Below are 22,826 nucleotides of genomic sequence, written 5' to 3'. Positions count from 1 at the left end.
GATCAATCCCGCCGCCCCATCAGCCGGTCGATAGGCGCGTAATCATCGGTCAGGACCATGCCGCGCGCATCGGCCAACTCGGTCACGAAGCGATCCCCCAAAGCGCCAAATACGGTCAGATCCGGGGCAGGGGCGGTAAACTGGTCCACGGGTGTGGCTGCGGCACCCGCCACCACGGCAAAGACCATCCGTGCGCCGGGTGCGGGTTGGGTGGCATGGGTCCACACCTCGACCACGGGGAAAACCTCGCGCAGCGTCAAAACGATGGAGCCAAGGGCCGCAAGCCTGTCTTCATAATCGATCACGGTCATCAAAAAGCTGCCCTCAGGCGTCATATGCGCCGCGATCAATTCGAAAAATTCACGTGTGACCAGATGCACGGGGGCCACCACATCGGTGAAGGCATCGCCGATCACGATGTCAAAGACCGCCTCGGGCCGGGTCAGCAGCGCGCGGCGCGCATCCTCGTGCCAGATATCGGCGCGGCTTAGGTCGAACCAGAAATCCTCGGCGGCCATCTTGGTCACTTCGGGGTCGATCTCAGAGACGGTCATCGCGCCAGCCCCTTGCGCCAGCAGACTGCGCGGCACCGAGAATGAGCCGCCGCCGATCACATAGGTGCTGAAATCCCCGCGCGGCGCGCGCAGCCGCGACAGGTGATCCAGCATCGCGCCATGTGGCGTGAACTGTATCTGCGGCAGGTCACGCGCGCTGATCCCATGGGCAAGGTGGTCGATCACCATCAGATGCACGGGGCTATTGGGATCAGCCGAAAGATCATCGACGCGCAGGCAGAAATAGCGCGTCTCTTCATGGCATTGCGCGGGTGCCGCCAACGCCAGCCCCGCCATGCCAGCCGCCGCCGCCCCGGCTAGCAGCGCAAGACCAAAAGCGCGCGAACGGGCGAGCCAGAAAAACAACAGCCCCGAGGCGATATAAAGCAAGGTCACGACAACAAGCGTCAACGCCGAGCCAAGCCAGCCGATGAACAAGAACCCTGCCAAAAGCGTGCCCGCAATGGCCCCCACCGCGCCAGAGGCAAACATCGCCCCCAGCGCCGGGCCAGAGCGTTCGGCGGTATCGACCGCGATCTGCGCCAAGACGGGTGCAGGCACCCCCGCGAAGAACGAGGGGAGGAAGAAAACAAGAGTCGTCAGCGCGGTGATGCCCCAGACCGGGCTTGTCACGACACTGAGCACCGGGCCCGCGACAAGCGGCAAGATCAGCACCGCACCTGCGGTGGTCAGGGCCGCGGCAAGCATTGCGCCCCCCGTCCATGCCAACGCGCTATGGGCGGGTTTCTCGGCCAAGCGCCCGCCCCACCAATGGCCCGCCGAAAACCCGGCAAGCACGATGGCGATGACAGCGGTCCAAGTATAAAGCGACATGCCGACATGCGGGGCAAGCATCCTACCCGCCACAATCTCCACCACCAGCGACGCCGCCGATATCCCACCTTGTAACCCAACCAATAGCCAAAGCGGCGTTGCGCGTGTCATTTTCTGCTCCATCCCAGTCGTTGCAGTATCAAAGGTCATGGCGGCGGCCATGGCAAGGGTGCTTGCGCGCGGGCAAGGCGCGGGGGATAGTGCGCGCATCATCCGTGAGAGTGGGGCCGCCATGTCTGACGCCGCTGAAACATCTCAATCCAAGGCCGGGCTCTCCAACGGTTTGGCCGTTCTAAAACAGCATTTCGGTGAACGGGTCGAAACGGGGCAAGCCCTGCGCAGCCAGCATGCGCATACCACCACATGGTTGACCAACCAGCCCCCCGATGCGGTGTTTTGTCCGCGTGATACGGCCGAGGTGCAAAAGGTCGTGGGCATTTGCGCGCAATATCGCGTGCCCGTCATCCCCTTTGGCACCGGCTCCTCGCTTGAGGGGCATGTCAACGCGCCGCATGGGGGCATATCGATTGATTTCAAGGACATGAACGCCATTCTCGCGGTCAATGCCGATGATATGGATGCCACGGTCCAGCCCGGTGTGACGCGCAAGGCGCTCAATACCCATCTGCGCGATACGGGGCTGTTTTTTTCGGTTGATCCCGGTGCCGATGCCTCCATCGGGGGGATGGCCGCGACGGGGGCCAGCGGTACCAATGCGGTGCGCTATGGCACGATGAAGGATAATATCTTGGCGCTGAAGGCGGTGCTGCCCTCGGGTGAGGTGATCACCACGGCGGCGCGCGCGCGCAAAACCTCGGCCGGATATGATTTGACGCGGTTGATGGTGGGCTCTGAGGGGACATTGGGGTTGATCACCGAATTGACCCTACGCCTGCGCGGCATCCCCGAGGCAATCTCGGCTGCGACCTGTTCCTTTCCTTCGGTCGATGCGGCCTGTCGCGCGGTGATCTTGACGATCCAGTATGGGCTACCCGTGGCGCGGATCGAATTGCTCGATGCGCTACAGGTGCGCGCGGTCAATGCCTATTCCAAGCTCTCCTTGCCTGAGGCACCGCTTTTGTTGCTGGAGTTCCACGGATCAGCGGCAGGTGTTGCCGAACAGGCCGAGGCCTTTGGCGATATCGCCGCCGAAATGGGTGGATCGGGCTTTACCTTCACCACCCGCGAGGAAGAGCGCAACCAGCTATGGCAAGCGCGCCATGATGCGTATTGGGCGGGGCTGCAACTGCGGCCCGGTGCCAAGGGACTGTCGACCGATGTCTGTGTGCCGGTCAGCCGCTTGGCCGATTGTGTCGGCGCTGCGCAAGAAAAGCTGGCCGCCGATGGGATCACGGCCCCCATCGTCGGCCATGTGGGCGATGGTAACTTTCACTGCCTGCTGCTTGTCGATATGGACAACCCAGACGAGGTGCATCGTGCCGAGGGTTTTGTCGGTTGGCTCAATGATCTCGCGATTTCGATGGATGGCACCTGCACGGGTGAGCATGGCATCGGGCAGGGCAAGGCGAAATATCTTGAACGCGAATTGGGTGCAGGGGCCATGGTGATGATGCAAGCGATCAAGCGCGGCATCGACCCGCTCAATATCATGAACCCCGGCAAGATGGGGCTTGGTTGATGGCACGCCCCGATAATCACGGCATCCCCTCGGCCCATGAAGAGCCGCATTTGTCGGGCCGCTCGGGGTGGTTGCGCGCGGCTGTGATGGGGGCAAATGACGGGATCTTGTCGACCGCGTCGCTGATCATGGGGGTGGCTGCGGGTGCGAGTGATCATGTGACGATCATGCTGGCGGGGGCCGCTGGCATGGCGGCGGGTGCTTTGTCGATGGCGGCGGGTGAATATGTCTCGGTCTCAAGCCAAGAGGATGTGGAACAGGCCGATATCCGCAAAGAAAAAGCCGAGTTGAAGCGCAACCCCGATGGCGAATTGGACGAGTTGACCGCAATCTACGAGACACGCGGGCTGCCGCCGGAATTGGCGCGCGAAGTGGCCGAGCAATTGACCGAAGCCGACGCGCTTGGTGCGCATCTGCGTGATGAGATCGGGCTGACCGACCTGTCGCCACCGCGCCCCTTGCAGGCGGCGGTTGTCTCGGCGCTGACCTTTGCGGCGGGGGCATCGGTGCCACTGGGCGTGGGGGCGATTGCGCCGCTCGACAGCTTGCAGGTCTGGGTTGGGGGCGCGACTTTAGTGGCACTTGGCGCATTGGGTGCCTTCGGTGCGCAGGCCGGTGGCGCACCGCGCCGCCGCGCCACGCTGCGCGTGATGGTCTGGGGCGTCTTGGCCATGGCCGCGACCAGCGCCATCGGTGCCTTGGTCGGGCAGGCGCTTTAGAGCTGCGCCAAGGGCAAAAGCGCACCTGCATCGATACGCCCCGTGGCGCGTCCGGCGTGCCAGATCACCCAGCGTGACGGTGTGGGATGCGCGCGCCCCGTCAAGGCCAAGGGCCGCGCGATGGCCATCGCTGCGGCATGTGCGAGATCACATGCGGTCCAATCGGCGATATTCTCGACCGCCTTGACCAGCGTCAGATCCGCACCAGCCAAGGTGCTATCGGCCAGTTCCAACCGCCCGTTTCGGCGATAGGCGGTGCGCCCTGCCAAGGTGAAGTGATCCGCCGCCGATCCTGTCAGCGCCATGGCGTCCGACACCAGAACCGCCCCCGGCTCATGGGCGGCCAGCGCGATTTTCAACGCCGCCCGGTGGACATGCACGCCATCGGCGATCAGCCCATAGGGCATGGCGCAATCAAGCGTCGCGCCCACCAGCCCCGGATTGCGGTGATGCAGCCCCGACATGGCGTTGAACAAATGTGTCGCCATTCGCGCGCCGGACGCGAAGGCCGCACCGGCCATGTCGTAATCGCAGCCCGTATGGCCGAGCGAAACGATGACCCCTGCATCGCGCAAAGCGCCGATTTGCGCCTGCGTCACCATCTCGGGGGCCAGCGTGATCATCAACACCCCCAACCGCGCGCGCGCGGCGATGTAGAGCGCCAGATCATCATCGCTCAGCGGCCTGAGCATCGCCGGATCATGCGCGCCTGGCACGGCCAGATGCGGCCCCTCCAGATGCAGCCCAAGAATGGCCGGGCAGCCTTGTTGTGCCGATGCCACCAGATCGATCACCCGGCGCGTCACGTCCGGCCGGTCCGAGATGAGCGTGGGCAAAATGGCCGCAGTGCCGGTGGCCCAATGGGCTGCGTCCATCGCGTGCAGATCGTCGGTCGTGGTGAAATCACCCAACAAGCGCCCGGCACCGCCATTGACCTGAAGATCGACCAAGCCCTGCGTGACGAGGGCGCGCGCACCATCGCGGGATAAATCCGTGCCGCTTTGCCCGGCGCGTGGGGCAATCTCGGCCCCATGGGCGGTGACGCGCAGCGCGATATCGCGCTGCAGCCCGGTTGCATCCAAAAGATCAAGACCTGTGAACCAGCTCATGGCAGCCCCCGCGCCAGTTGCAATGCACCATCAAGCGCGCGCCCCAAGGGCGGGCAAAGATCCCTTGCCAGATCGGCGGGAAGCTGCGGGGCGATGCGTTCGCCCAAGCCGCCCGTGACAACAAGCGCTTGGCCGGGCCGGTGGCCCAAATCGTTGAGCCCTGCAACCAAGACCTGCAACACCGCGCCCTGCACCTGTTGCGCGATGGGGCTTTCGGGATATGCGCCCAAAATGCGCATGAGGTCCGCGAAATCACCGGGTTTGGCTGTTTGCGCCCATAACACCGGATGCGGCATGCAGGCGTTCATAAGGGCATGCGCCACGGGATCGTCGGGCATACGCCCATCGCTGACACGCAGGGCAAGCGAAAGCGCCATCCGCCCGGCCCAAGCTGCCCCCCCTTCATCACCCAAGATAAAGCCCCAGCCGCCGTGATGGCGGATCACGCCATCTTGCTTGGCGATAAAGAAACTGCCGGTGCCAAGGCTGACCAAGCTGCCATCGCGCCCGCCCAACGCCCCCACGAGGGCAGTGATGCTGTCATCGACGACATAGGCGAGATAAGGCAGGCGGGTGGCAAAGCGATCCGCCGCACCGGGTAGCCGCCCACCCGCCAGCCCGGCGCAGATGCGGGCATCTTGCAGATCCGTCAGATCAAGCCCCCGCGCTGCCAGCGCCTCACCCAAGGCCAGCCTGATCGCGGCCTCGGCCCCGGCGGGGTCGGTCACGATATTCGCGGGACCGCCCGTGGTCTCATGCACGGGGCCACCATCGACGGATAGCGCCACACGGCAGCCCGTGCCGCCCCCGTCGATACCGATGTCGATGCGCCTGTTCATGACATCAGTCTATGCCATGGCGCAGACGCGCGAAACAGCCTGTCTTGGTTGCAAAGAGGGATGTGGCGCGCGCTTTGTGGCGCAAGCCCTTGCCCCCCGCGCGGCTTTGACACGGTCAATCCAATGTGAACTTCTGTCAGATCCTATTGGCGCAACCGCGATGTGCCATTAAGATAGGTGCCATGACAACAGAACTTGGACATTTCGCCCTGATCCTCGCCTTCATGGTGGCGATCTTTCAGATGATCGTCCCGCTGGTGGGTGCGCATCGCGGCAATAGCGCGTGGATGGCGGTGGCCGACCCGGCCGCCACGACGCAATTCCTTTTGACTGCCTTCAGCTTTGCGGTGCTGACTTGGGCCTTTGTGAATTCGGATTTCTCGCTCAATCTTGTGACGGCAAACTCGCATACCGATAAGCCGATGCTCTACAAGATCACAGGCGTTTGGGGCAATCACGAGGGCTCGTTGCTGTTGTGGGTGCTGATCTTGACGCTGTTTGGGGCTTGCGCGTCATGGTTTGGGGGCAATCTTCCGCCGACCCTCAAGGCGCGGGTTTTGGCGGTACAATCCTCGGTCGCGGCGGCATTTTTCGCCTTTATCCTGTTCACCTCGAACCCGTTCACCCGCTTGGCCGTGCCGCCGATGAATGGCCAAGATCTGAACCCGCTGTTGCAAGACCCCGGCCTCGCCTTTCACCCGCCGTTTCTGTACCTCGGCTATGTCGGGCTTTCGATGGCCTTTTCCTTTGCCGTCGCCGCCTTGATCGAGGGGCGGGTGGATGCTGCATGGGGCCGCTGGGTGCGGCCCTGGACGCTGGCGGCATGGCTGTTTTTGACCATCGGCATCGGCCTTGGCTCGTGGTGGGCCTATTACGAATTGGGCTGGGGTGGGTTTTGGTTCTGGGATCCTGTCGAGAATGCGTCGCTCATGCCATGGCTGATCGCGGCGGCGCTGTTGCATTCGGCCATCGTGGTGGAAAAGCGCGAGGCGCTGAAAAGCTGGACGATCCTGTTGGCGATCTTGGCCTTTGGCTTCTCGCTGATTGGCACCTTTATCGTGCGCTCGGGCGTGCTGACCAGCGTGCATGCCTTTGCCAATGATCCCGAACGCGGCGTGTTTATCTTGATGATCTTGTGCTTCTTTATGGGCGGCGCGCTGTTGTTGTTTGCGCTGCGCGCGGGCGCGATGGAGGCCAAGGGCGTCTTTTCGATGGTCAGCCGCGAATCCGGGCTGGTGCTGAACAACCTGCTTTTGGCAGTATCGACCTTTGTGGTGTTCATCGGCACGATCTGGCCCTTGGTGATCGAGATGTTCACCGACCGTACCGTGTCGGTTGGGCCGCCGTTTTTCAACATGGCTTTCACGCCCTTTGCCTTGGCGATGGCCGTAGCGATGCCGCTTGGTGGTATGCTGGCTTGGAAACGCGCCAAGCTTGATCGCGCGGTATTGCAACTGATCCCTGCGCTGTTCTTGGCCATCGCGGTGGGGCTTTTGGTCTGGGCGGTCTATTCGGGCAAATCGGCCTTGGCGCCCATCGGGATTGCGCTGGCGGTGTGGTTGGTCGCGGGCTCGCTTCTTGACCTGTGGTCGCGCACCGGGCGCGGCGCGGTATCGGGTCGCTTTGCACGGCTGTGGCGTTTGCCGCGCGCCGATTGGGGCAAAGCTACGGCGCATGCTGGTGTGGGGATCACCATGTTCGGGGTGGCCGCACTTACCGGCTATCAGCTCGAGGATATCCGCGTGGCCGAACCCGGCCAGCCCTATCAGGTCGGCGCCTATGAGATTGAGTTGCTGAGCGTCGCGCAAAATGTGCAGGGGCCGAACTATATCTCGACCATGGCGCATGTGGCCGTGCGTGACGCGCAAGGGCAGCAGATCGCGCTTTTGCATCCAGAGAAGCGCTTCTACCCCGTGGCGGGCATGCCCACAACAGAGGCCGGGATTGATAGTGGCTGGACGCGCGATGTCTATTTTGCCTTGGGCGATCCGCAGCCATCAGGCGGTTGGGCGCTGCGCACATGGATCAAGCCCTTTGCCAATTGGATCTGGGGTGGCACCATCATCATGGCGCTTGGCGGGCTGCTGAGCCTGAGTGACAGGCGTTACCGCGTAGCAGCCGGTGCTGCCAAGGCACCGGGTCAGCCTACGCGCGAAGTGCCAGCAGAATGAGCGCGCGGCGCAACCTATGGGGTCATGCGTGGATCGTGGCGGCGGCCATGATGGTCTGGGCAATGGCCTTGCCAGCGGTCGCGGTGCAGCCTGATGAGGTGTTGGCCGATGCAGCGCTCGAGGAACGCGCGCGCGATATCTCGGCCGGGCTGCGCTGCGTTGTGTGCCGCAACGAGTCGATCGACCAATCCAACGCCGAGATTGCCCGCGATCTGCGCCTGCTGGTGCGCGAACGCTTGGTGGCGGGTGACAGCGATGATGATGTGATGCACTACATCGTCGAGCGTTACGGCGAATATGTGCTGATGCGCCCAACAATGACCGGCAGCAATATCTTGTTGTGGTTCGCACCCTTGGTGTTGATCTTGGCAGGGGGCGGGTTGTCGCTGGCCTATATCCGGCGGCGTTCGCGCGCGACCGCACCCGGCGAGGCGGTGTTGTCGCCGGAAGAAGAAGCACGGCTTCAGGCAATTTTGAAAGAGTGACGCGGCGTTGGCGCTTTTCGCGCCGCGTGGTTGGGCCTAAGCTCAGCGCAACTCGCGAGCCGGAGGGGCCGATGCAATACGAAACCATCACCTATGCAGAGCGCGACGCGGTTGCGGTCATCACGCTGAACCGTCCTGATGTGATGAACGCGCTCAACACGCTGATGCGGGCCGAGATTACCCACGCGGTCGAAAGTGCCGGGCGCACAGCGCGGGTGGTGGTTTTGACGGGCACCGGGCGCGCGTTTTGTTCGGGTCAAGATCTGGGCGATGGTGGCAGTGCGGCGTCGCTGAACCTCGAGCGGACCTTGCGCGACGAATATGTTCCGATGCTGATGGCCATTGTCGACTGCCCCGTGCCGGTGATCGCGGCGGTTAATGGCACGGCGGCAGGCGCGGGGGCCAATCTGGCCCTTGTGTGTGACATCACCATTGCGACGGAATCGGCCTATTTCATCCAAGCCTTTACCCGGATCGGGCTGATCCCCGATGCAGGTGGCACATGGGTGTTGCCGCGCACCATCGGCCTACAAAAGGCGATGGGGGCCGCACTTTTTGGCGACCGCATCACGGCGCGGCAGGCCGAAGACTGGGGCATGATCTGGCAAGCCGTGCCTGATGGGGAGTTCGCGGCCATCTGGCAAGCGCGCGCAGCCCAGCTTGCCCAAGGGCCGACCGAGGCATTCAAGCGGGTGAAAGTGGCGATGCACGCAAGCTTTGGCCATAGCTTGGCCGAGCAGCTGGTGCTTGAAGGACAGCTTCAGGGCGAATGCGGACGCACGCGCGATTTCAAGGAGGGCGTTTTGGCCTTTCAGGAAAAGCGCCCTGCGACATTTGAGGGGCGGTAGCACGGGCAGGGGGGGCGCTGCCCCCCACGGCCTTTTGCCGTTCCCCCCGGGATATTTTTGAAACAGAGAAGGGGCGCGCGTTAACCTTAATGGGAGGTTAGCGTTCCGGGATCAGGCCGCGCGGGCTAAAGCGCAGCACCAGCAAAAGCACCAACCCCATGGTCAACAGTCGCGTATGGGCCGCCGATGCGAGCAGGTGATCGCGGAGCCAATTGCCCTCGGCCATGCCGGAGGTGAGAAAAACCAACGCGTCATAGCCGATGGGTTCGACCATAACCCAAAGCCACCAGATCAAGAAACCGCCCAAGACCGCGCCCCAGTTATTGCCCGACCCGCCGACGATCACCATGACCCAGACAAGAAAGGTGAAGCGCAAGGGCTGATAGCTACTTGGCACCAGCTGGCTATCAAGCGTGGCCATCATCGCCCCTGCCATGCCGACCACGGCCGAGCCCAGCACAAAGACCTGTAGGTGGCGCGATTTCACATCCTTGCCCATGGCGGCGGCCGAGACTTCATTGTCGCGGATCGCCCGCATCATCCGGCCCCATGGTGAATTCCACGCTTTTTCGGAAAACCAGATCAGCACCAGCAAAACGATGATGAACAGGCCCGCATAGCACAGCTTGACCGTGACCGAGGAAAAGGCAACCGGATCAACGCCCAGCCGGGCTGACAGATCGGTGAACCAAGAAGCGGCTTGCAGTTCGACCTCGTAAGGGACGGGGCGGGGGATGCCGGTGACATTCTTGACCCCGCGCGTCAGCCAATCTTCGTTCTTCAGCACGGCGATGATGATCTCGGACACGCCCAGCGTGGCGATGGCAAGATAATCTGAGCGCAGGCCAAGGGCAGTTTTGCCAATCACCCAAGCGGCACCTGCGGCCAGCACGCCGCCCACGGGCCAGGCCAAAAGCACTGGCAGGCCAAGACCGCCCAGATAGCCCTCGGCGGCGGGATTGACTGCCTCGACCAGCGCGACGCCGCTGTCGAAAACCGCGCGGAAGACGGCAAAGCCCAAGATCAAGATCGCGATCATCGCCCAGATGCGCGCGCGGGTTGGGGGCATCTTTGCGTAGATCAAGATTGCAGCGACAATGGTGGCTGCACCCAGCACAAGCCCCAAAAGCACCTGAAGCCCGCCTGCCGCCCATGCGGCACCCACGGGGGGCATGCCGACCAGCACCGCGGCAAGGCCACCCAGCGCGACGAACCCCATGACGCCTACGTTGAACAGGCCCGCGTAGCCCCATTGCATGTTCACGCCCAAGGCCATGATCGCGCTGACAAGGGCCATGTTGAAGATGCCCAAGCTAGTGTTCCACGACTCGAAAAAGCCGGTACCGACAAAGAGGGCGCCCACGAGCGCAAAGAGCAACACGGCCTTTTTATCCATCGCGGCGATCATATCGATTTACCCTTCATGATACCGGTCGGGCGGAACAGCAAAACGATGAGCAAGATCGAGAAGCTGACGGCGAATTTGTAATCCGTTGACAAGAGCTGGATCATCCCCTCGGGTTGCCAATCGGCGGGGCCGAGATAGCCCACCACCTTGCGGAAGGCATAGGTGACGCTGACCTCGGAGAAAGCGATGAGGAAACCGCCCAAGATCGCGCCGATAGGGTTGCCCAAGCCGCCCACGATGGCGGCGGCGAAGATCGGCAAAAGCAGTTGGAAATAGGTGAAGGCTTTGAACGCCTTGTCCAGCCCGTAAAGCGTACCGGCCGTGGTGGCGAGGGCTGCCACGATCAGCCATGTCACCATCACGACCCGGTCGGGGTTGATGCCCGACAAAAGCGCCAGATCCTCGTTATCGGCATAGGCGCGCATGGATTTGCCGGTGCGGGTGCGGTTGAGAAACCAAAACAGCGCCGCCACGCAGATCGCGGCTACCACAACGGTGATGGCCTGCGTCGTGCGAATGGCGAGCCCTTCTTCTAGGCCGGTCATCTCTTTGAAGGTGCGCACCGAGATCAAGAACCGCTCGCCATCGGCGAAGCGGATATCATCGACACCGATGCCGGGCAAAAAGCGGGTGAAGGCGTTCATTACGAACATCACCCCGATCGAGACCATCACAAAGATGATCGGCTTGGCTTTGACCCGGCGGTAAAAGCGGTAAACGACCCGGTCCACGCCCAAAACCAGCAGCATGGTCACCATGATCCCGAAGGGCAGCGCCAAGAGTGCGGTGGGCAGCGGCGCGATGGAAATGCCAAGCGCCGTGAGGCCCCATGTGACAAGGATGGTCGCAGCGGTGCCAAAGGCCATGGTGTCGCCATGGGCGAAGTTCGAAAAGCGCAAGATGCCGTAGATCAAGGTCACGCCAAGTGCGCCAAGGGCCAGTTGCGCCCCATAGGCGGTCGCGGGGATGATCACGAAATTCAGCAAAACGACAATCGCGTTGAGGACGTCCATTCAGGTCAACTCCTCACAAGTTCCGAAATAGGTGATGGCTGTGGCCTCGCCGTCGAAGAGATGCAGGCTCATGATGGCGGTGCGGTCAGCCGCGATGGTCACAAGCTCGGCTGTGGCGCTGCGCGAGGTGCCCGCATAGCTGGCTGGAAGCAACCCTTGGGGCGTCAGCCGGATGATGGGGCTATCGCCCATGGCGGTCGACAAGAACAACTCGCCCGCGTGATCGGCGGCGATCAGGCGGGCATCGAAACCCGCAGTCTCGCAGCCCAAGCTTGCCGCACATTCCACCGTGAAGCGGCAATGCCAAGGCTCGGCCAGGGTCATGGCGGGTGCTGCGGCATAGCTTGCCGCGATGATCAATGCGGGCAGGGGCAGGGCGCGCATCCTCAGCCCCCCAGAAAGCTGCGCCGGACCTGCGGGTCGGCCAAAAGTTCTTTGCCCGTGCCGGTATGGGCATTGCGCCCTTGCACCATCACATAGCCGCGATCGGCAATCTCAAGCGCTTGGCGGGCGTTTTGTTCGACCATCAAGATCGGGATGCCGGTGCGCGAAACCTCGATGATGCGGTCGAATAATTCATCCATGACGATGGGCGAGACACCGGCGGTGGGCTCATCAAGCATCAAGACCTTGGGCTTGGTCATTAGCGCCCGACCCACGGCCACCTGTTGGCGTTGACCGCCCGACAATTCACCCGCCGCCTGATGGCGCTTGTCGCGCAGGATCGGGAAAAGGGTGTAGATCTGTTCCATCGTCGCGCGGATATCGTCGCGGCGGATGAAGGCCCCCATCTCGAGGTTTTCTTCGACCGTCATCGCGGCAAAGATATTGCCGGTCTGCGGCACGAAGCCCATGCCGCGCGCCACGCGCGCTTGCGGGGTCAGATCGGTGATATCCTCACCATCAAGGCGCACTGCACCTTGGCGCAGGTTCAGCATGCCAAAGACGGCCTTCATCGCGGTGGATTTGCCCGCGCCATTGGGGCCGACGATGACCGCGATCTCGCCCTTGTTCACGGCGATGGTGCAGTCGTGCAGGATGTCGGGGCCGCTGCCGTAGCCGCCTGTCATCAGGTCACCGATCAAAAAGGCGTTGTCGCTTTGCATTGCGCGCCCCGTGCCGGGAGAGGGTTGCATTGTCGATGCACCGACAGGGTTGGTCAGTGTGCGGTCGTTGTTGCCACGGTCGTTTTGATAGGGGCTATCGGTCATGCGCTTGCCCCCGCTTCGAGCTTGCCTTTGTTTTTCAGGCCGGTGCCCAGATAAGCCTCGATCACCTGTTCATTGGATTTGATCTGATCGATTGTGCCTTGGGCCAGCACGTGCCCCTCGGCCATGACGATGACCGGGTCGCAGAGGCGGCCGATGAAATCCATGTCATGCTCGATGACGCAGAAGGTATAGCCGCGCTCTTTGTTCAGGCGGATGATCGCATCACCGATGGTATTGAGCAGCGTGCGGTTCACGCCTGCGCCGACCTCGTCCAGAAACACGATCTTGGCATCGACCATCATGGTGCGGCCGAGTTCCAGCAGCTTTTTCTGCCCGCCCGAGATCTTGCCCGCCGGATGATCGGCCAGATGCGAAATCGTTAGGAAATCGAGCACCTCGTCGGCTTTCGCGCGCAGCGCGCGCTCCTCCTCGGCGATGCGACGGCGGCCGAACCATGTGTTCCACAATGTCTCGCCCGATTGACCGGCGGGCACCATCATCAGGTTCTCGCGGCAGGTCATCGAATGAAATTCATGCGCGATCTGGAAGGTGCGCAAAAGCCCCTTGGAAAACAGCACATGCGGCGGCAGCCCGGTGATATCTTCGCCATCCATGATGACGGTGCCACGGGTGGGCGGCAAAACCCCGGCGATCACGTTGAATAAGGTCGTCTTGCCCGCGCCATTGGGGCCGATCAACCCGGTGATCGAGCCGGTTTCGATCCGCAGGCTTGCGCCATCCACGGCATGGAAGCCGCCGAAATGCTTATGAAGCTCGCGCACCTCGATCATGATGGGTGATCTCCTTTGAAAAAACGCAGCCCGGGGGGAACCCGGGCTGCATCTGTCGCTTTCAGATCGCGATCAACGGAAACGTGCGGTGACGATTTCGCCGTTCTGGATCTCGATCTCGCGGTAGGCACCGCCCGACTCGCCGGGGCCGACCAGTTCGACAGCCGAGGCACCGACATAGTCGATGTCTTGACCTGCTGCGAGAAGCTCGAGCGCGCGGCCAAGCTGACCGGGGAGGATCTTTTCTCCCGGTGCGTTGGCGACGTTCATCACATGCTGCGCATAATCGGCAGGCACGGTCGAGCCTGCAGCCTGCATCGCCAGCATGATCAGTGCCGCCGCATCATAGGCTTCTTTCGAGAAGGCCGAGGTGCCATCGAAACCGGCCGCGGCTGCCATGTTGTGGTAGATTTCCGCACCATCGGAATCGGTGCCGGGGAACTGGCCGAACGAGCCATTGATCTCTGCGCCGAAGTTATCGACCAACGCTTGGCCGACCATGCCGTCGGGGAAGACGAAGGTGTCGAAAGCGCCGGTGTCGAGTGCGGCGCGGATGATGCCCGATCCACCGCTATCGACATAGCCCGCGACAACCAGCGCATCACCACCGGCAGCCGCCAAGGCACCGACTTCGGCCGAGTAATCGGCACGCTCGTCTTCATGCGCTGCAACCAAGGTGACGGTGCCGCCCGCTGCGGCAAAGGCCTCGGCAAAGCTATTGGCCAGACCAAGACCGTAGTCGTTGTTGGTATAGGTCACAGCGACATTGTCGATGCCGCGATCCATCAGGATTTCAGCCATCACAACACCCTGACGGGCGTCAGAGGGGGCGGTGCGGAAGAACAGGCCGTTATCTTCGACCGTCGACAGCGCAGGCGAGGTGGCCGAGGGCGAGATCATGACCATGCCATTGGGCACGGCCACATTGGTCAGCATCGCGGTGGTGGCACCCGAGCACATCGCGCCGACGATCCCGTCAACACCATCCGAGGTGATCAGGCGTTCAGCAACCGCTACAGCCGCCGAGGCGTCGATGCAGGTCGAATCGCCGCGCACGGAGGTGACGGCCTTGCCACCCAAAAGCAAACCGCTGGCGGTCACTTCGGCCATCGCCATTTCGGCACCAGCCGCCATCGGCGGGGCCAAGGATTCCAACGGTCCAGTAAAGCCAAGCGAAATACCCAGCGTCACGGGGCCATGCGCATCAGCATGCGCTGCACCGGCAAGCGCGAGCGTCGCGGCCGATGCGAGAAGGATCTTCTTCATCTGTCAATCTCCCAGGTTGGACAGTGTCGTTGTTATGGGCCGAAACCCTAGCTTTGTGACACTCACATGAAAAGGGGTATCCGAAGGTCAAGCTGCAACGCGCCAGCAAAACTTGATCAGGGGCACATCGCGGCCTGTTGGTCAGCACGATTGGCATGCGGCGATGTGGCAAAGCCAAGATCGCCCAGCGTGCCGCTTGCGACAGGGGTGGCTTGCACTTCGATGCCATTTCGTCGGATGGTCGGCCCAAGCACCGGAACACCGGACGGGGGCATGACATGGATTTCACCATCCTACTACATTGGGCGGAGTTTGCGGCCCGCTGGCTGCATGTGATCACGGCCATCGCGTGGATCGGGTCGAGTTTTTACTTCATCGCCCTTGATCTGGGGTTGAACCGCAACATCCAAGGCCCTGCGGATGGCGAAGAATGGCAGGTTCACGGCGGTGGTTTTTACCACATCCAAAAATACATGATCGCCCCCGCCGCCATGCCCGAGCATCTGACTTGGTTCAAATGGGAAAGCTACGCCACATGGCTGTCAGGCGTTGCGCTGTTGATCCTGCTCTACTGGGTGGGTGCAGAGATGTATTTGATCGACTGGAACGTGATGGAACTTGCCCCGTGGCAGGCGATGGCAATCTCGGGCCTGTCGTTGGTGGTGGGCTGGGTGGCCTATGATCTGTTGTGCAAATCCAAGCTGGGCGACAATCCCACGGCGCTTATGGTGTTGCTCTTCGCGATCATCGTGGCGCTGGCTTGGGCCTATGCGCAGGTGTTTTCGGGCCGGGCGGCGCTGTTACATCTGGGGGCGCTGACAGCAACGATCATGACTGCCAATGTCGCGATGATCATCATTCCCAACCAAAAGATCGTCGTGGCCGATCTCAAGGCGGGACGCAGCCCAGATCCGAAATACGGCAAGATCGCCAAGCTGCGCTCGACCCATAACAATTACCTGACGCTGCCTGTGATCTTCTTGATGCTCAGCAATCACTACCCGCTGGCCTTTGCCTCGGATCTGAACTGGCTCATTGCAAGCCTTGTGTTCTTGATGGGCGTCACGATCCGGCATTTCTTTAACACCATGCATGCACGCAAGGGCATGGTCTGGTGGACATGGGGGGCAACGGTCGCGATTTTTGGGGTGATCATCTGGCTCTCGATCCTGCCCCTGATGCGCGCCGATGCGGTCGAGGAGGCGCGGCTTTCCCCCTATCAAGAACGATTTATCGCCCATGCAAGCTTTGACGCTGTGGCCGATCTGGTCGCGGGCAATTGTGCCATGTGCCATGCGTCTGAGGTCTATATGCCGGGCCTTGCCGCTGCACCGGGCGGCGTGATGCTCGACAGTGCAGCGCGGATCGCGACACAGGCACAGGCCATCTATCTGCAAGCGGGCGTCAGCCATGCCATGCCACCGGGCAATTTCGCCTATCTCACCGCCAAGGATCGCGCGCTGATCCGGCGTTGGTATCGCGAGGCGCGCGGCGGCGCAATTTAAGCGTCACAGAAGGCAGGGGGACATTATGCCAGCACCTATAAACACGCTCAAAGCCGCCATCCGCGCGGGGCGTCACCTGCGCGGCCTATGGCTGGCGCTTGGGTCTGAAACAGTGACCGACATCGCAGGGCGGGCCGGGTTTGATTGGTGCTTGATCGATGGTGAACATGGGCCATGGGACCCGACGCTGATCCGGCGGCAATTGATGGTGCTGGCAGGCACAGGCACCCCCGCCGTGGTGCGCGTTCCTGTCAACAGCGATTGGGTGATCAAGCAAGCGCTTGATATCGGGGCACAAACCGTAATGGTGCCGATGGTCAACTCTGCCGCCGAGGCGCGCGCGGCTGTCGCCGCTTGCCTTTATCCGCCACAGGGTATCCGCGGCAATGGCGGGGCGACGATCCGGGCGGGCGGCTTTGGTGCCATCGCCGATTATGCCGCCACCGCCAATGATCAGATCTGCGTGATCGTGCAGGCCGAAAGCCGTGCCGCCATTGCTGATCTGGCCGCCATCGCCGCTGTCGATGGTGTGGATTGTGTCTTTATCGGCCCGGCCGATCTGGCCGCCGATATGGGCCACCGCGATGATCTCTCTGCCCCCGCGCTTTGGGATGAGATCCGCAAAGCCATCGCGGTGATCACCGCTGCAGGCAAGATGGCGGGCATCATCGGCCCACCCGCCATGACCGATGAGATGGTCAAGGCCGGTGTGCGTTTCGTGGGGCTAGGCGCCGATAGCAGCATCTTGACCGAGGCGCTCAGTCGTACCATCGGGCGCGCGCCTTGATCCTCGTCGATGGCGATGCCTGCCCGGTCAAGGATGAGATCTATACCATCGCCTATCGCCACAACATGCCCGTGCGCCTGTTTGCGGCGGGCTATTTGCGCCATCCCGATCATCCGTTGATCACCATGACCATGGCCGGTGACGCCTTCGATGCCGCCGATGATCTGATCGCGGCCACCGCTGCACCCGGCATGGTGGTGATCACTGCCGATATCCCCTTGGCCGACCGCGCGATCAAGGCCGGCGCGCAGGTGCTAAGCCCACGGGGCGAGGCGCTGACGGCGGCCAATATCGGTGGCAAGCTTGCCACCCGCGATCTTTTGGCCGATCTGCGCGGCGGGCTGGATGGGCAGGGGCTTGGCGGGCCGCGCCCATTCTCGAAATCCGACCGCAGCGCCTTTGCCCAAGCGCTCGAGCGGGTCGTGCGCAGCCTCGGGGCTTGATGGCGGGCGGGGCTTGGGGTATCTCGGCCACTTCGCCATGCCGGAAACCCAATCCATGAGCTTTACCCTCGCCATCGTCGGCCGCCCCAATGTCGGCAAATCCACCTTGTTCAACCGCTTGGTGGGCCGCAAGCTTGCGCTCGTCGATGACCAGCCGGGTGTCACGCGCGATCTGCGCGAAGGTGCGGCGCGCTTGGGCGATCTGCGCTTTACCATTCTCGACACCGCAGGGCTTGAGGATGCGACCGACGACAGCCTGCAAGGGCGGATGCGCAAGCTGACCGAACGCGCCGTGGCCATGGCCGACGCGAGCCTGTTCTTGATCGATGCACGCGCAGGCATCACGCCCAACGACCAGCTTTTCGCCGAAATTTTGCGCCGCGCCGGTCGCCCGGTCATCTTGGGTGTGAACAAGGCCGAAGGCCGCCAAGGCGAGGCTGGTGTAATCGAAGCCTTTGCGCTTGGCTTGGGCGAGCCGATTGCACTTTCGGCCGAGCATGGCGAAGGCATGGGTGAATTGGCCGTGGCGCTTGCGCCCCTAATCGCCAAGGCCGAGGCGCGCTTGGCCGAGATCGAGGAGGCCGAAACCGACATCGACATCGACCCCGATGGCGACAACCCCGATCAAGAGCGCCGCATCACCGTTGCCCGGCCCCTCCAGATCGCCGTGGTGGGCCGCCCCAATGCCGGCAAATCCACCTTGATCAACCGCATCCTTGGCCAAGAGCGGCTGCTCACCGGGCCAGAGGCGGGCATTACCCGCGACGCGATCGCGGTGCCCGTCACATGGGATGGCACGCCCATGCGTATCTTTGACACCGCAGGCATGCGCAAAAAGGCCAAGGTGCAAGAAAAGCTCGAGAAACTCTCGGTCTCGGACGGTTTGCGCGCAGTGAAATTCGCCGAAGTCGTCGTGGTGCTGCTCGATGCCGCCATCCCCTTTGAAAGCCAAGACCTCCGCATCGCCGATCTGGCCGAGCGCGAGGGGCGCGCCGTGGTCATCGCGGTCAATAAATGGGATCTCGAGGACGAGAAGCAAGATAAGCTCAAGCATCTGATAAATGGCTTGGAAACCATGCTGCCGCAGCTCAAGGGCACGCCCTTGGTCACGGTCTCGGCTGTGACGGGCAAGGGGCTTGACCGGCTGCATGCTGCCATTCTCAAGGCCCATGACGTTTGGAACCGCCGCGTGACGACCGCGCAACTCAATCGCTGGCTCATGGCCATGACCGAGGCGCATCCCCCACCTGCACCGGGCGGGCGCCGCATCCGGCTGCGCTACATGACACAGGCCAAAACCCGCCCGCCGGGCTTTGTGGTGATGTGCTCTCATCCCGAGAAATTGCCAGAAAGCTACGCGCGCTACCTGGTCAACGGCCTGCGGCAGGATTTCGACATGCCCGGCACCCCGATCCGGCTTTTCATGCGCAGCCAGTCCGATCAAAATCCCTATAAGAACCGAAAGAAATCCATCCCCTCGCGGCTTGCCAAGCATGTGCGCGCAGGCGACACAAAGAAAAAGGGCTAAGCCACCAAGGCTTTGCCCATCTTTGCTTCACAAATACTCTGGGGGGTCCGGGGGGCAAAGCCCCCCGTTGCATCGTGCGGGGGCCAAGCCCCACGTCGGGTCGCCTGCAAAACAGGCGACGCCGGGATTAGCCGTTTGCTTCGCGGATCTTGTCGGCGGCATCCTTGTCGAAGCCGATGCCTTTGTCAGCGAAAAGCTGGTCCAGCTCACCCGACAGGGTCATTTCGGTGACGATATCGCAGCCGCCGATGAACTCGCCCTTGACGTAAAGCTGCGGGATCGTGGGCCAGTCGGAATAATCCTTGATCCCTTGGCGGATCTGTTCATCAGCCAACACATTCACATCGGCGAAATCGACGGCCATGTAATTCAGCACCCCCGCGATACGCGAGGAAAAGCCGCATTGCGGCATCATCTTGGTGCCTTTCATGAACAACACGACGTCGTTCTCGGTCACGGTCTTGCGGATGGTTTCTTCGGTGCTCATCTGGGGACTTCCCTTTTAATCCGGGGCTTTGGTGGTCAGGGCAAGCGCGTGCAGCTCACCATGGCTGCCATCCATCTTGCCCTTCAACGCGGCATAGACCGCGCGTTGTTGCTGTACGCGGTTCATGCCGCGAAAACTCTCATCGATGACTTGGGCCGCGAAATGCGCCCCGTCGTCACCTTCGACCTTGACCTGACCTTGCGGAAAAGCGTCGCGCAGCATTGTCTCGATGTCGCGGGCGGTGATCGGCATGGGCTATCCTCGTGTTCCTGATCCAAACCTAGGCGCGCCTGCGCAAAGCCGCAAGCGCTGCTTATCCGAAATGGGAGGCAAAGGCCGCCTGCCAGATCGCGGTCAGATCGGACAGGCCCGCCTCGGATGCGCCGAACCGCACTGTTTCACCGCCGAATTTCCCGAGGCTGAGCATGGGCACACCCGCTTGTCCCGCGGCGACCATCAGCGCCTCGGCCTTGTCGAAACTCGTGGCGATCAAATAGCGCGCCTGATCCTCGCCAAAAAGCGTGGCGCAATCGCTTGCTTCAAGCGTCAGGCCGACATCGCCCGATACCGCCATCTCGAAAGCTGCAAGTGCGATACCACCGTCCGAGACATCGCAGCATGCGCCGATCCACTGGCGATTGTCGCGAATGAAACGCCCGTGGCGGCGCTCGGCTTCCAGATCGACAGGCGGGGCATCGCCGTCTTCACGGTTGAACACCTCGGCCAAGAGTGCCGATTGGCCCAAATGGCCCTTGGTCTCACCCACCACCAAGAGCACATGCCCATCACGCGGCCGCCCGGCGACGAGGTCATCCAATGACCCGAGGAGCCCCACCGCCCCAATCGTCGGTGTGGGCAAGATCGCTTGACCATCGGTCTCGTTGTAAAGGCTGACATTGCCCGAGACGATCGGCATGTCGAGCGCCGCACAGGCCGCACCGATGCCTTTGATCGCGCCCACGAATTGGCCCATGATCTCGGGCTTTTCAGGATTGCCGAAATTCAAATTGTCGGTTGCGGCCAAAGGCGTGGCCCCCATGGCGCATAGGTTGCGATAGGCCTCGGCCACGGCCTGTTTGCCGCCCTCGAAAGGATTGGCCTTCACATAGCGCGGCGTGACATCCGAGGTGAAGGCCAAGGCCTTTTGCGTACCATGCACCCGCACGACACCCGCGCCAAGACCCGGCGCACAGACCGTATCGGCCATGACCATATGGTCATATTGCTGATAGACCCATGCGCGTGAGCAGTAATTCGGCGATGCGATCAAGATCTTGAGCGCGGAGATAACATCAACCTCGGCCACGGGTTCCATCGCCGGGGCGGGGGGCGTCTCGACCCAAAGGCGGTCATATTCCGGTGCCTCGGAGGACAGCTTGGAGAGCGGCAGATCGGCCATGACGACGCCGCGATGTTCGATGATAAAGCGATCCTCGGGAATGGTTTCGCCGACGATGGCAAAATCGAGATCCCATTTGGCGAAAATCGCCCGCGCCTCGGCCTCCATCGCGGGTTTGAGCACCATCAGCATCCGCTCTTGGCTTTCGGACAGCATCATCTCATAGGCGGTCATGCCAGTTTCGCGCTGGGGGACATGATCGAGCACCAGCTTGATGCCAAGCTTGCCCTTGTCGCCCATTTCTACCGCCGAACAGGTCAGACCAGCGGCGCCCATATCTTGGATGGAAATCACCGCACCCGAAGCCATCAGCTCCAGACAGGCCTCAAGCAGGCGCTTCTCGGTAAAGGGGTCGCCCACCTGCACGGTTGGGCGCTTTTCTTCGATCGTGTCGTCGAATTCGGCCGAGGCCATGGTCGCCCCGCCAACACCATCGCGCCCTGTCTTGGCGCCAAGATAGACCACCGGCATGCCCACGCCGGACGCCGCAGAGTAGAAAATCGCATCCGCATCGGCGAGACCGGCGGCAAACGCATTGACCAAGCAATTGCCATTATAGGCGCGGTGAAAGCGTACCTCGCCGCCGATATTGGGCACGCCAAAGCAATTGCCGTAACCGCCCACGCCCTCGACCACGCCATGGACAAGCTGGCGCGTCCTGGGGTGATCTTTCTCGCCAAAACTCAGCGCATTCATCGCGGCGATGGGGCGCGCGCCCATGGTAAAGACATCGCGCAAAATACCGCCCACGCCGGTCGCGGCCCCCTGATAGGGCTCGATGTAGCTGGGGTGATTGTGGCTTTCCATTTTGAACACGACCGCTTGGCCATCGCCGATATCGACAACGCCCGCATTCTCGCCCGGTCCGCAAATCACCTGTGGGCCGGTGGTGGGCAGGGTGCGTAGCCATTTCTTGGAGGATTTATAGGAGCAATGCTCGTTCCACATCGCCGAGAAAATGCCCAACTCGGTGAATGTCGGCACCCGGTCGATGATCTCGAGGATGCGTGCATATTCATCGGGCTTCAGCCCATGGGCTGCGATCAATTCGGGTGTGATGGCTGGTTCGGTCATGGCGCGGTTCCCCCGTTTGGCTGCTGTTTATGACAGCACGCGGGCAGGGGAAAGGGGCCGATGGTCAGACTGGGCGCTGAAATGTCAGTGAAGTGGGCTGGTCATAGCCCGGATGGGCTGTGGCCGCGGTCTGGTAAAACCCGAGCCGGGCAAATGTCGTGTGGTTCTCGAGCAATGCGACGCGCGTTTGCAATTCGAGCGCCGTATGCCCAAGCCTGCGGGCGTGATGGCTTGCCTGATCCAATAATGCCCGCGCCAGTCCCGCCCTGCGATAGGCGGGTGCGACCGCAAGCTTGCCGACATAATAGACCGCCCCTTGCGGCTGACCAAAGAGACAGGCGATGGGCTGTCCCACATCCCGGATCAAAAAGAAATCCTCGGCCATCGCCTTGGCGCGGAGGCCATCAGGCCCCATCGCCATGATCGAAGAGGGCGGATCGATCCGCCCTTCCATAAAGGCGAAGGCATCTGAAATCAGCGCATGCAATGCGATGAAATCCTCAAAATCGGCGGGGTTTGATTCGACAATCTGCGCGGTCATGTTTCTGATTACGCGGGTGCCACGCCAAAAAAAAGGCCGAGACGAATCTCGGCCAAAGTCCAACAGGGAGGTAATGGGACAGCGCAAGCGCCTCATCCCATTGCCGCCCAATTAATCAGCAGATTGCCCCCAATCAAGGCAAAACACGCTGCACTGCCGCAAAGCTGCTATGCCT

23 protein-coding genes are annotated in these 22,826 nt (G+C 62.1%); 9 read left to right on the top strand and 14 right to left on the bottom strand.

Annotated features, from left to right (window positions below):
- Positions 1–2: 2 nt before the first annotated feature.
- Positions 3–1,499: a fused MFS/spermidine synthase gene (locus KG698_RS01500; protein WP_213683792.1), complete on the bottom strand. Its 1,497-nt coding sequence runs from the start codon at positions 1,497–1,499 to the stop codon at positions 3–5.
- Between the two features lie 121 nt (positions 1,500–1,620).
- Here KG698_RS01500 and KG698_RS01495 point away from each other — a divergent pair, with 121 nt between their 5' ends.
- Together KG698_RS01495 and KG698_RS01490 are read left to right on the top strand one after the other, a co-directional pair.
- The gene (locus KG698_RS01495; RefSeq protein ID WP_213684267.1) at positions 1,621–3,027 is read left to right on the top strand and encodes an FAD-linked oxidase C-terminal domain-containing protein; all 1,407 of its coding nucleotides are present in this window, start codon (positions 1,621–1,623) and stop codon (positions 3,025–3,027) included.
- Complete coding sequence (locus KG698_RS01490; RefSeq protein ID WP_213683791.1) at positions 3,027–3,746, top strand: VIT family protein; 720 nt, start codon at positions 3,027–3,029, stop codon at positions 3,744–3,746. The genes KG698_RS01495 and KG698_RS01490 overlap by 1 nt, the downstream gene beginning before the upstream one ends.
- Here KG698_RS01490 and KG698_RS01485 read toward each other — a convergent pair.
- Positions 3,743–4,855: an N-acetylglucosamine-6-phosphate deacetylase gene (locus tag KG698_RS01485; RefSeq protein WP_213683790.1), complete on the bottom strand. Its 1,113-nt coding sequence runs from the start codon at positions 4,853–4,855 to the stop codon at positions 3,743–3,745. The genes KG698_RS01490 and KG698_RS01485 overlap by 4 nt on opposite strands.
- Entirely contained in the window at positions 4,852–5,694 is an 843-nt protein-coding gene (locus KG698_RS01480; protein ID WP_213683789.1) for a BadF/BadG/BcrA/BcrD ATPase family protein, read from the bottom strand. Before KG698_RS01480 ends, KG698_RS01485 begins: the two co-directional genes overlap by 4 nt.
- 182 nt (positions 5,695–5,876) lie before the next feature.
- Here KG698_RS01480 and KG698_RS01475 point away from each other — a divergent pair, with 182 nt between their 5' ends.
- The 3 genes from KG698_RS01475 to KG698_RS01465 all read left to right on the top strand — a co-directional run bounded on the left by KG698_RS01475 (position 5,877) and on the right by KG698_RS01465 (position 9,198).
- The gene (locus KG698_RS01475; protein ID WP_213683788.1) at positions 5,877–7,865 is read left to right on the top strand and encodes a heme lyase CcmF/NrfE family subunit; all 1,989 of its coding nucleotides are present in this window, start codon (positions 5,877–5,879) and stop codon (positions 7,863–7,865) included.
- Positions 7,862–8,350 carry a cytochrome c-type biogenesis protein gene (locus KG698_RS01470; RefSeq protein ID WP_213683787.1) on the top strand — a complete coding sequence of 163 codons (489 nt, stop codon included), beginning with the start codon at positions 7,862–7,864 and terminating at the stop codon, positions 8,348–8,350. Before KG698_RS01475 ends, KG698_RS01470 begins: the two co-directional genes overlap by 4 nt.
- A 71-nt stretch (positions 8,351–8,421) precedes the next feature.
- Positions 8,422–9,198, top strand: a complete 777-nt coding sequence (locus KG698_RS01465; RefSeq protein WP_213683786.1) for an enoyl-CoA hydratase-related protein — start codon at positions 8,422–8,424, stop codon at positions 9,196–9,198.
- Between the two features lie 97 nt (positions 9,199–9,295).
- Here the strand turns inward: KG698_RS01465 and KG698_RS01460 are convergent, their stop codons facing one another.
- The 7 genes from KG698_RS01460 to KG698_RS01430 form a co-directional block, all read right to left on the bottom strand.
- Entirely contained in the window at positions 9,296–10,594 is a 1,299-nt protein-coding gene (locus KG698_RS01460) for a branched-chain amino acid ABC transporter permease (RefSeq protein ID WP_213684266.1), read from the bottom strand.
- 8 nt (positions 10,595–10,602) lie between these two features.
- Positions 10,603–11,619, bottom strand: a complete 1,017-nt coding sequence (locus KG698_RS01455) for a branched-chain amino acid ABC transporter permease (protein ID WP_213683785.1) — start codon at positions 11,617–11,619, stop codon at positions 10,603–10,605.
- Complete coding sequence (locus KG698_RS01450; RefSeq protein WP_213683784.1) at positions 11,620–12,003, bottom strand: hypothetical protein; 384 nt, start codon at positions 12,001–12,003, stop codon at positions 11,620–11,622. It abuts the gene before it with no gap.
- Positions 12,004–12,005: 2 nt separating this feature from the next.
- Positions 12,006–12,830: an ABC transporter ATP-binding protein gene (locus KG698_RS01445; RefSeq protein ID WP_213683783.1), complete on the bottom strand. Its 825-nt coding sequence runs from the start codon at positions 12,828–12,830 to the stop codon at positions 12,006–12,008.
- A complete protein-coding gene (locus KG698_RS01440; RefSeq protein ID WP_213683782.1) occupies positions 12,827–13,621 on the bottom strand; it encodes an ABC transporter ATP-binding protein in 795 nt (264 codons plus the stop codon). Before KG698_RS01440 ends, KG698_RS01445 begins: the two co-directional genes overlap by 4 nt.
- Positions 13,622–13,693: 72 nt before the next feature.
- Positions 13,694–14,887 (bottom strand): ABC transporter substrate-binding protein, encoded by a 1,194-nt coding sequence (locus KG698_RS01435; protein WP_213683781.1) that lies wholly within the window; start codon positions 14,885–14,887, stop codon positions 13,694–13,696.
- A 116-nt stretch (positions 14,888–15,003) separates the two neighbouring features.
- Positions 15,004–15,162, bottom strand: coding sequence for a hypothetical protein (locus KG698_RS01430; RefSeq protein WP_213683780.1), 159 nt, complete (start codon positions 15,160–15,162; stop codon positions 15,004–15,006).
- Positions 15,163–15,165: 3 nt separating this feature from the next.
- Here KG698_RS01430 and KG698_RS01425 point away from each other — a divergent pair, with 3 nt between their 5' ends.
- The 4 genes from KG698_RS01425 to der are packed head-to-tail and all read left to right on the top strand — an operon-like array spanning position 15,166 to position 19,150.
- Entirely contained in the window at positions 15,166–16,392 is a 1,227-nt protein-coding gene (locus KG698_RS01425) for a urate hydroxylase PuuD (protein ID WP_213683779.1), read from the top strand.
- A 25-nt stretch (positions 16,393–16,417) separates the two neighbouring features.
- Positions 16,418–17,179 carry an aldolase/citrate lyase family protein gene (locus KG698_RS01420; protein ID WP_213683778.1) on the top strand — a complete coding sequence of 254 codons (762 nt, stop codon included), beginning with the start codon at positions 16,418–16,420 and terminating at the stop codon, positions 17,177–17,179.
- Positions 17,176–17,622, top strand: a complete 447-nt coding sequence (locus KG698_RS01415) for a YaiI/YqxD family protein (RefSeq protein ID WP_213683777.1) — start codon at positions 17,176–17,178, stop codon at positions 17,620–17,622. The genes KG698_RS01420 and KG698_RS01415 overlap by 4 nt, the downstream gene beginning before the upstream one ends.
- A 55-nt stretch (positions 17,623–17,677) precedes the next feature.
- Positions 17,678–19,150, top strand: coding sequence for a ribosome biogenesis GTPase Der (der, locus tag KG698_RS01410; protein WP_213683776.1), 1,473 nt, complete (start codon positions 17,678–17,680; stop codon positions 19,148–19,150).
- A 127-nt stretch (positions 19,151–19,277) separates the two neighbouring features.
- Here der and grxD read toward each other — a convergent pair whose 3' ends face one another.
- The 4 genes from grxD to KG698_RS01390 all read right to left on the bottom strand — a co-directional run bounded on the left by grxD (position 19,278) and on the right by KG698_RS01390 (position 22,651).
- Entirely contained in the window at positions 19,278–19,637 is a 360-nt protein-coding gene (gene grxD / locus KG698_RS01405; protein WP_213683775.1) for a Grx4 family monothiol glutaredoxin, read from the bottom strand.
- Positions 19,638–19,652: 15 nt separating this feature from the next.
- A complete protein-coding gene (locus KG698_RS01400) occupies positions 19,653–19,889 on the bottom strand; it encodes a BolA/IbaG family iron-sulfur metabolism protein (protein ID WP_213683774.1) in 237 nt (78 codons plus the stop codon).
- A gap of 61 nt (positions 19,890–19,950) precedes the next feature.
- Positions 19,951–22,110: a phosphoribosylformylglycinamidine synthase subunit PurL gene (gene purL / locus KG698_RS01395; protein WP_213683773.1), complete on the bottom strand. Its 2,160-nt coding sequence runs from the start codon at positions 22,108–22,110 to the stop codon at positions 19,951–19,953.
- A 64-nt stretch (positions 22,111–22,174) separates the two neighbouring features.
- Positions 22,175–22,651: a GNAT family N-acetyltransferase gene (locus tag KG698_RS01390; RefSeq protein ID WP_213683772.1), complete on the bottom strand. Its 477-nt coding sequence runs from the start codon at positions 22,649–22,651 to the stop codon at positions 22,175–22,177.
- Between the last annotated feature and the right edge of the window lie 175 nt (positions 22,652–22,826).

Source organism: Roseicyclus sp. (assembly GCF_018402035.1).
Lineage (GTDB): Bacteria > Pseudomonadota > Alphaproteobacteria > Rhodobacterales > Rhodobacteraceae > Roseicyclus.
This window is presented reverse-complemented; position numbering and strand designations above follow the sequence as displayed.

What these genes read in the sequence shown, in the direction of transcription:
- KG698_RS01500 (WP_213683792.1), bottom strand. Translation starts at nt 1,499, where the DNA reads ATGACACGCGCAACGCCGCTTTGGCTATTGGTTGGGTTACAAGGTGGG.
- KG698_RS01495 (WP_213684267.1), top strand. Translation starts at nt 1,621, where the DNA reads ATGTCTGACGCCGCTGAAACATCTCAATCCAAGGCCGGGCTCTCCAAC.
- KG698_RS01490 (WP_213683791.1), top strand. Translation starts at nt 3,027, where the DNA reads ATGGCACGCCCCGATAATCACGGCATCCCCTCGGCCCATGAAGAGCCG.
- KG698_RS01485 (WP_213683790.1), bottom strand. Translation starts at nt 4,855, where the DNA reads ATGAGCTGGTTCACAGGTCTTGATCTTTTGGATGCAACCGGGCTGCAG.
- KG698_RS01480 (WP_213683789.1), bottom strand. Translation starts at nt 5,694, where the DNA reads ATGAACAGGCGCATCGACATCGGTATCGACGGGGGCGGCACGGGCTGC.
- KG698_RS01475 (WP_213683788.1), top strand. Translation starts at nt 5,877, where the DNA reads ATGACAACAGAACTTGGACATTTCGCCCTGATCCTCGCCTTCATGGTG.
- KG698_RS01470 (WP_213683787.1), top strand. Translation starts at nt 7,862, where the DNA reads ATGAGCGCGCGGCGCAACCTATGGGGTCATGCGTGGATCGTGGCGGCG.
- KG698_RS01465 (WP_213683786.1), top strand. Translation starts at nt 8,422, where the DNA reads ATGCAATACGAAACCATCACCTATGCAGAGCGCGACGCGGTTGCGGTC.
- KG698_RS01460 (WP_213684266.1), bottom strand. Translation starts at nt 10,594, where the DNA reads ATGGATAAAAAGGCCGTGTTGCTCTTTGCGCTCGTGGGCGCCCTCTTT.
- KG698_RS01455 (WP_213683785.1), bottom strand. Translation starts at nt 11,619, where the DNA reads ATGGACGTCCTCAACGCGATTGTCGTTTTGCTGAATTTCGTGATCATC.
- KG698_RS01450 (WP_213683784.1), bottom strand. Translation starts at nt 12,003, where the DNA reads ATGCGCGCCCTGCCCCTGCCCGCATTGATCATCGCGGCAAGCTATGCC.
- KG698_RS01445 (WP_213683783.1), bottom strand. Translation starts at nt 12,830, where the DNA reads ATGACCGATAGCCCCTATCAAAACGACCGTGGCAACAACGACCGCACA.
- KG698_RS01440 (WP_213683782.1), bottom strand. Translation starts at nt 13,621, where the DNA reads ATGATCGAGGTGCGCGAGCTTCATAAGCATTTCGGCGGCTTCCATGCC.
- KG698_RS01435 (WP_213683781.1), bottom strand. Translation starts at nt 14,887, where the DNA reads ATGAAGAAGATCCTTCTCGCATCGGCCGCGACGCTCGCGCTTGCCGGT.
- KG698_RS01430 (WP_213683780.1), bottom strand. Translation starts at nt 15,162, where the DNA reads ATGCCCCCGTCCGGTGTTCCGGTGCTTGGGCCGACCATCCGACGAAAT.
- KG698_RS01425 (WP_213683779.1), top strand. Translation starts at nt 15,166, where the DNA reads ATGGATTTCACCATCCTACTACATTGGGCGGAGTTTGCGGCCCGCTGG.
- KG698_RS01420 (WP_213683778.1), top strand. Translation starts at nt 16,418, where the DNA reads ATGCCAGCACCTATAAACACGCTCAAAGCCGCCATCCGCGCGGGGCGT.
- der (WP_213683776.1), top strand. Translation starts at nt 17,678, where the DNA reads ATGAGCTTTACCCTCGCCATCGTCGGCCGCCCCAATGTCGGCAAATCC.
- grxD (WP_213683775.1), bottom strand. Translation starts at nt 19,637, where the DNA reads ATGAGCACCGAAGAAACCATCCGCAAGACCGTGACCGAGAACGACGTC.
- KG698_RS01400 (WP_213683774.1), bottom strand. Translation starts at nt 19,889, where the DNA reads ATGCCGATCACCGCCCGCGACATCGAGACAATGCTGCGCGACGCTTTT.
- purL (WP_213683773.1), bottom strand. Translation starts at nt 22,110, where the DNA reads ATGACCGAACCAGCCATCACACCCGAATTGATCGCAGCCCATGGGCTG.
- KG698_RS01390 (WP_213683772.1), bottom strand. Translation starts at nt 22,651, where the DNA reads ATGACCGCGCAGATTGTCGAATCAAACCCCGCCGATTTTGAGGATTTC.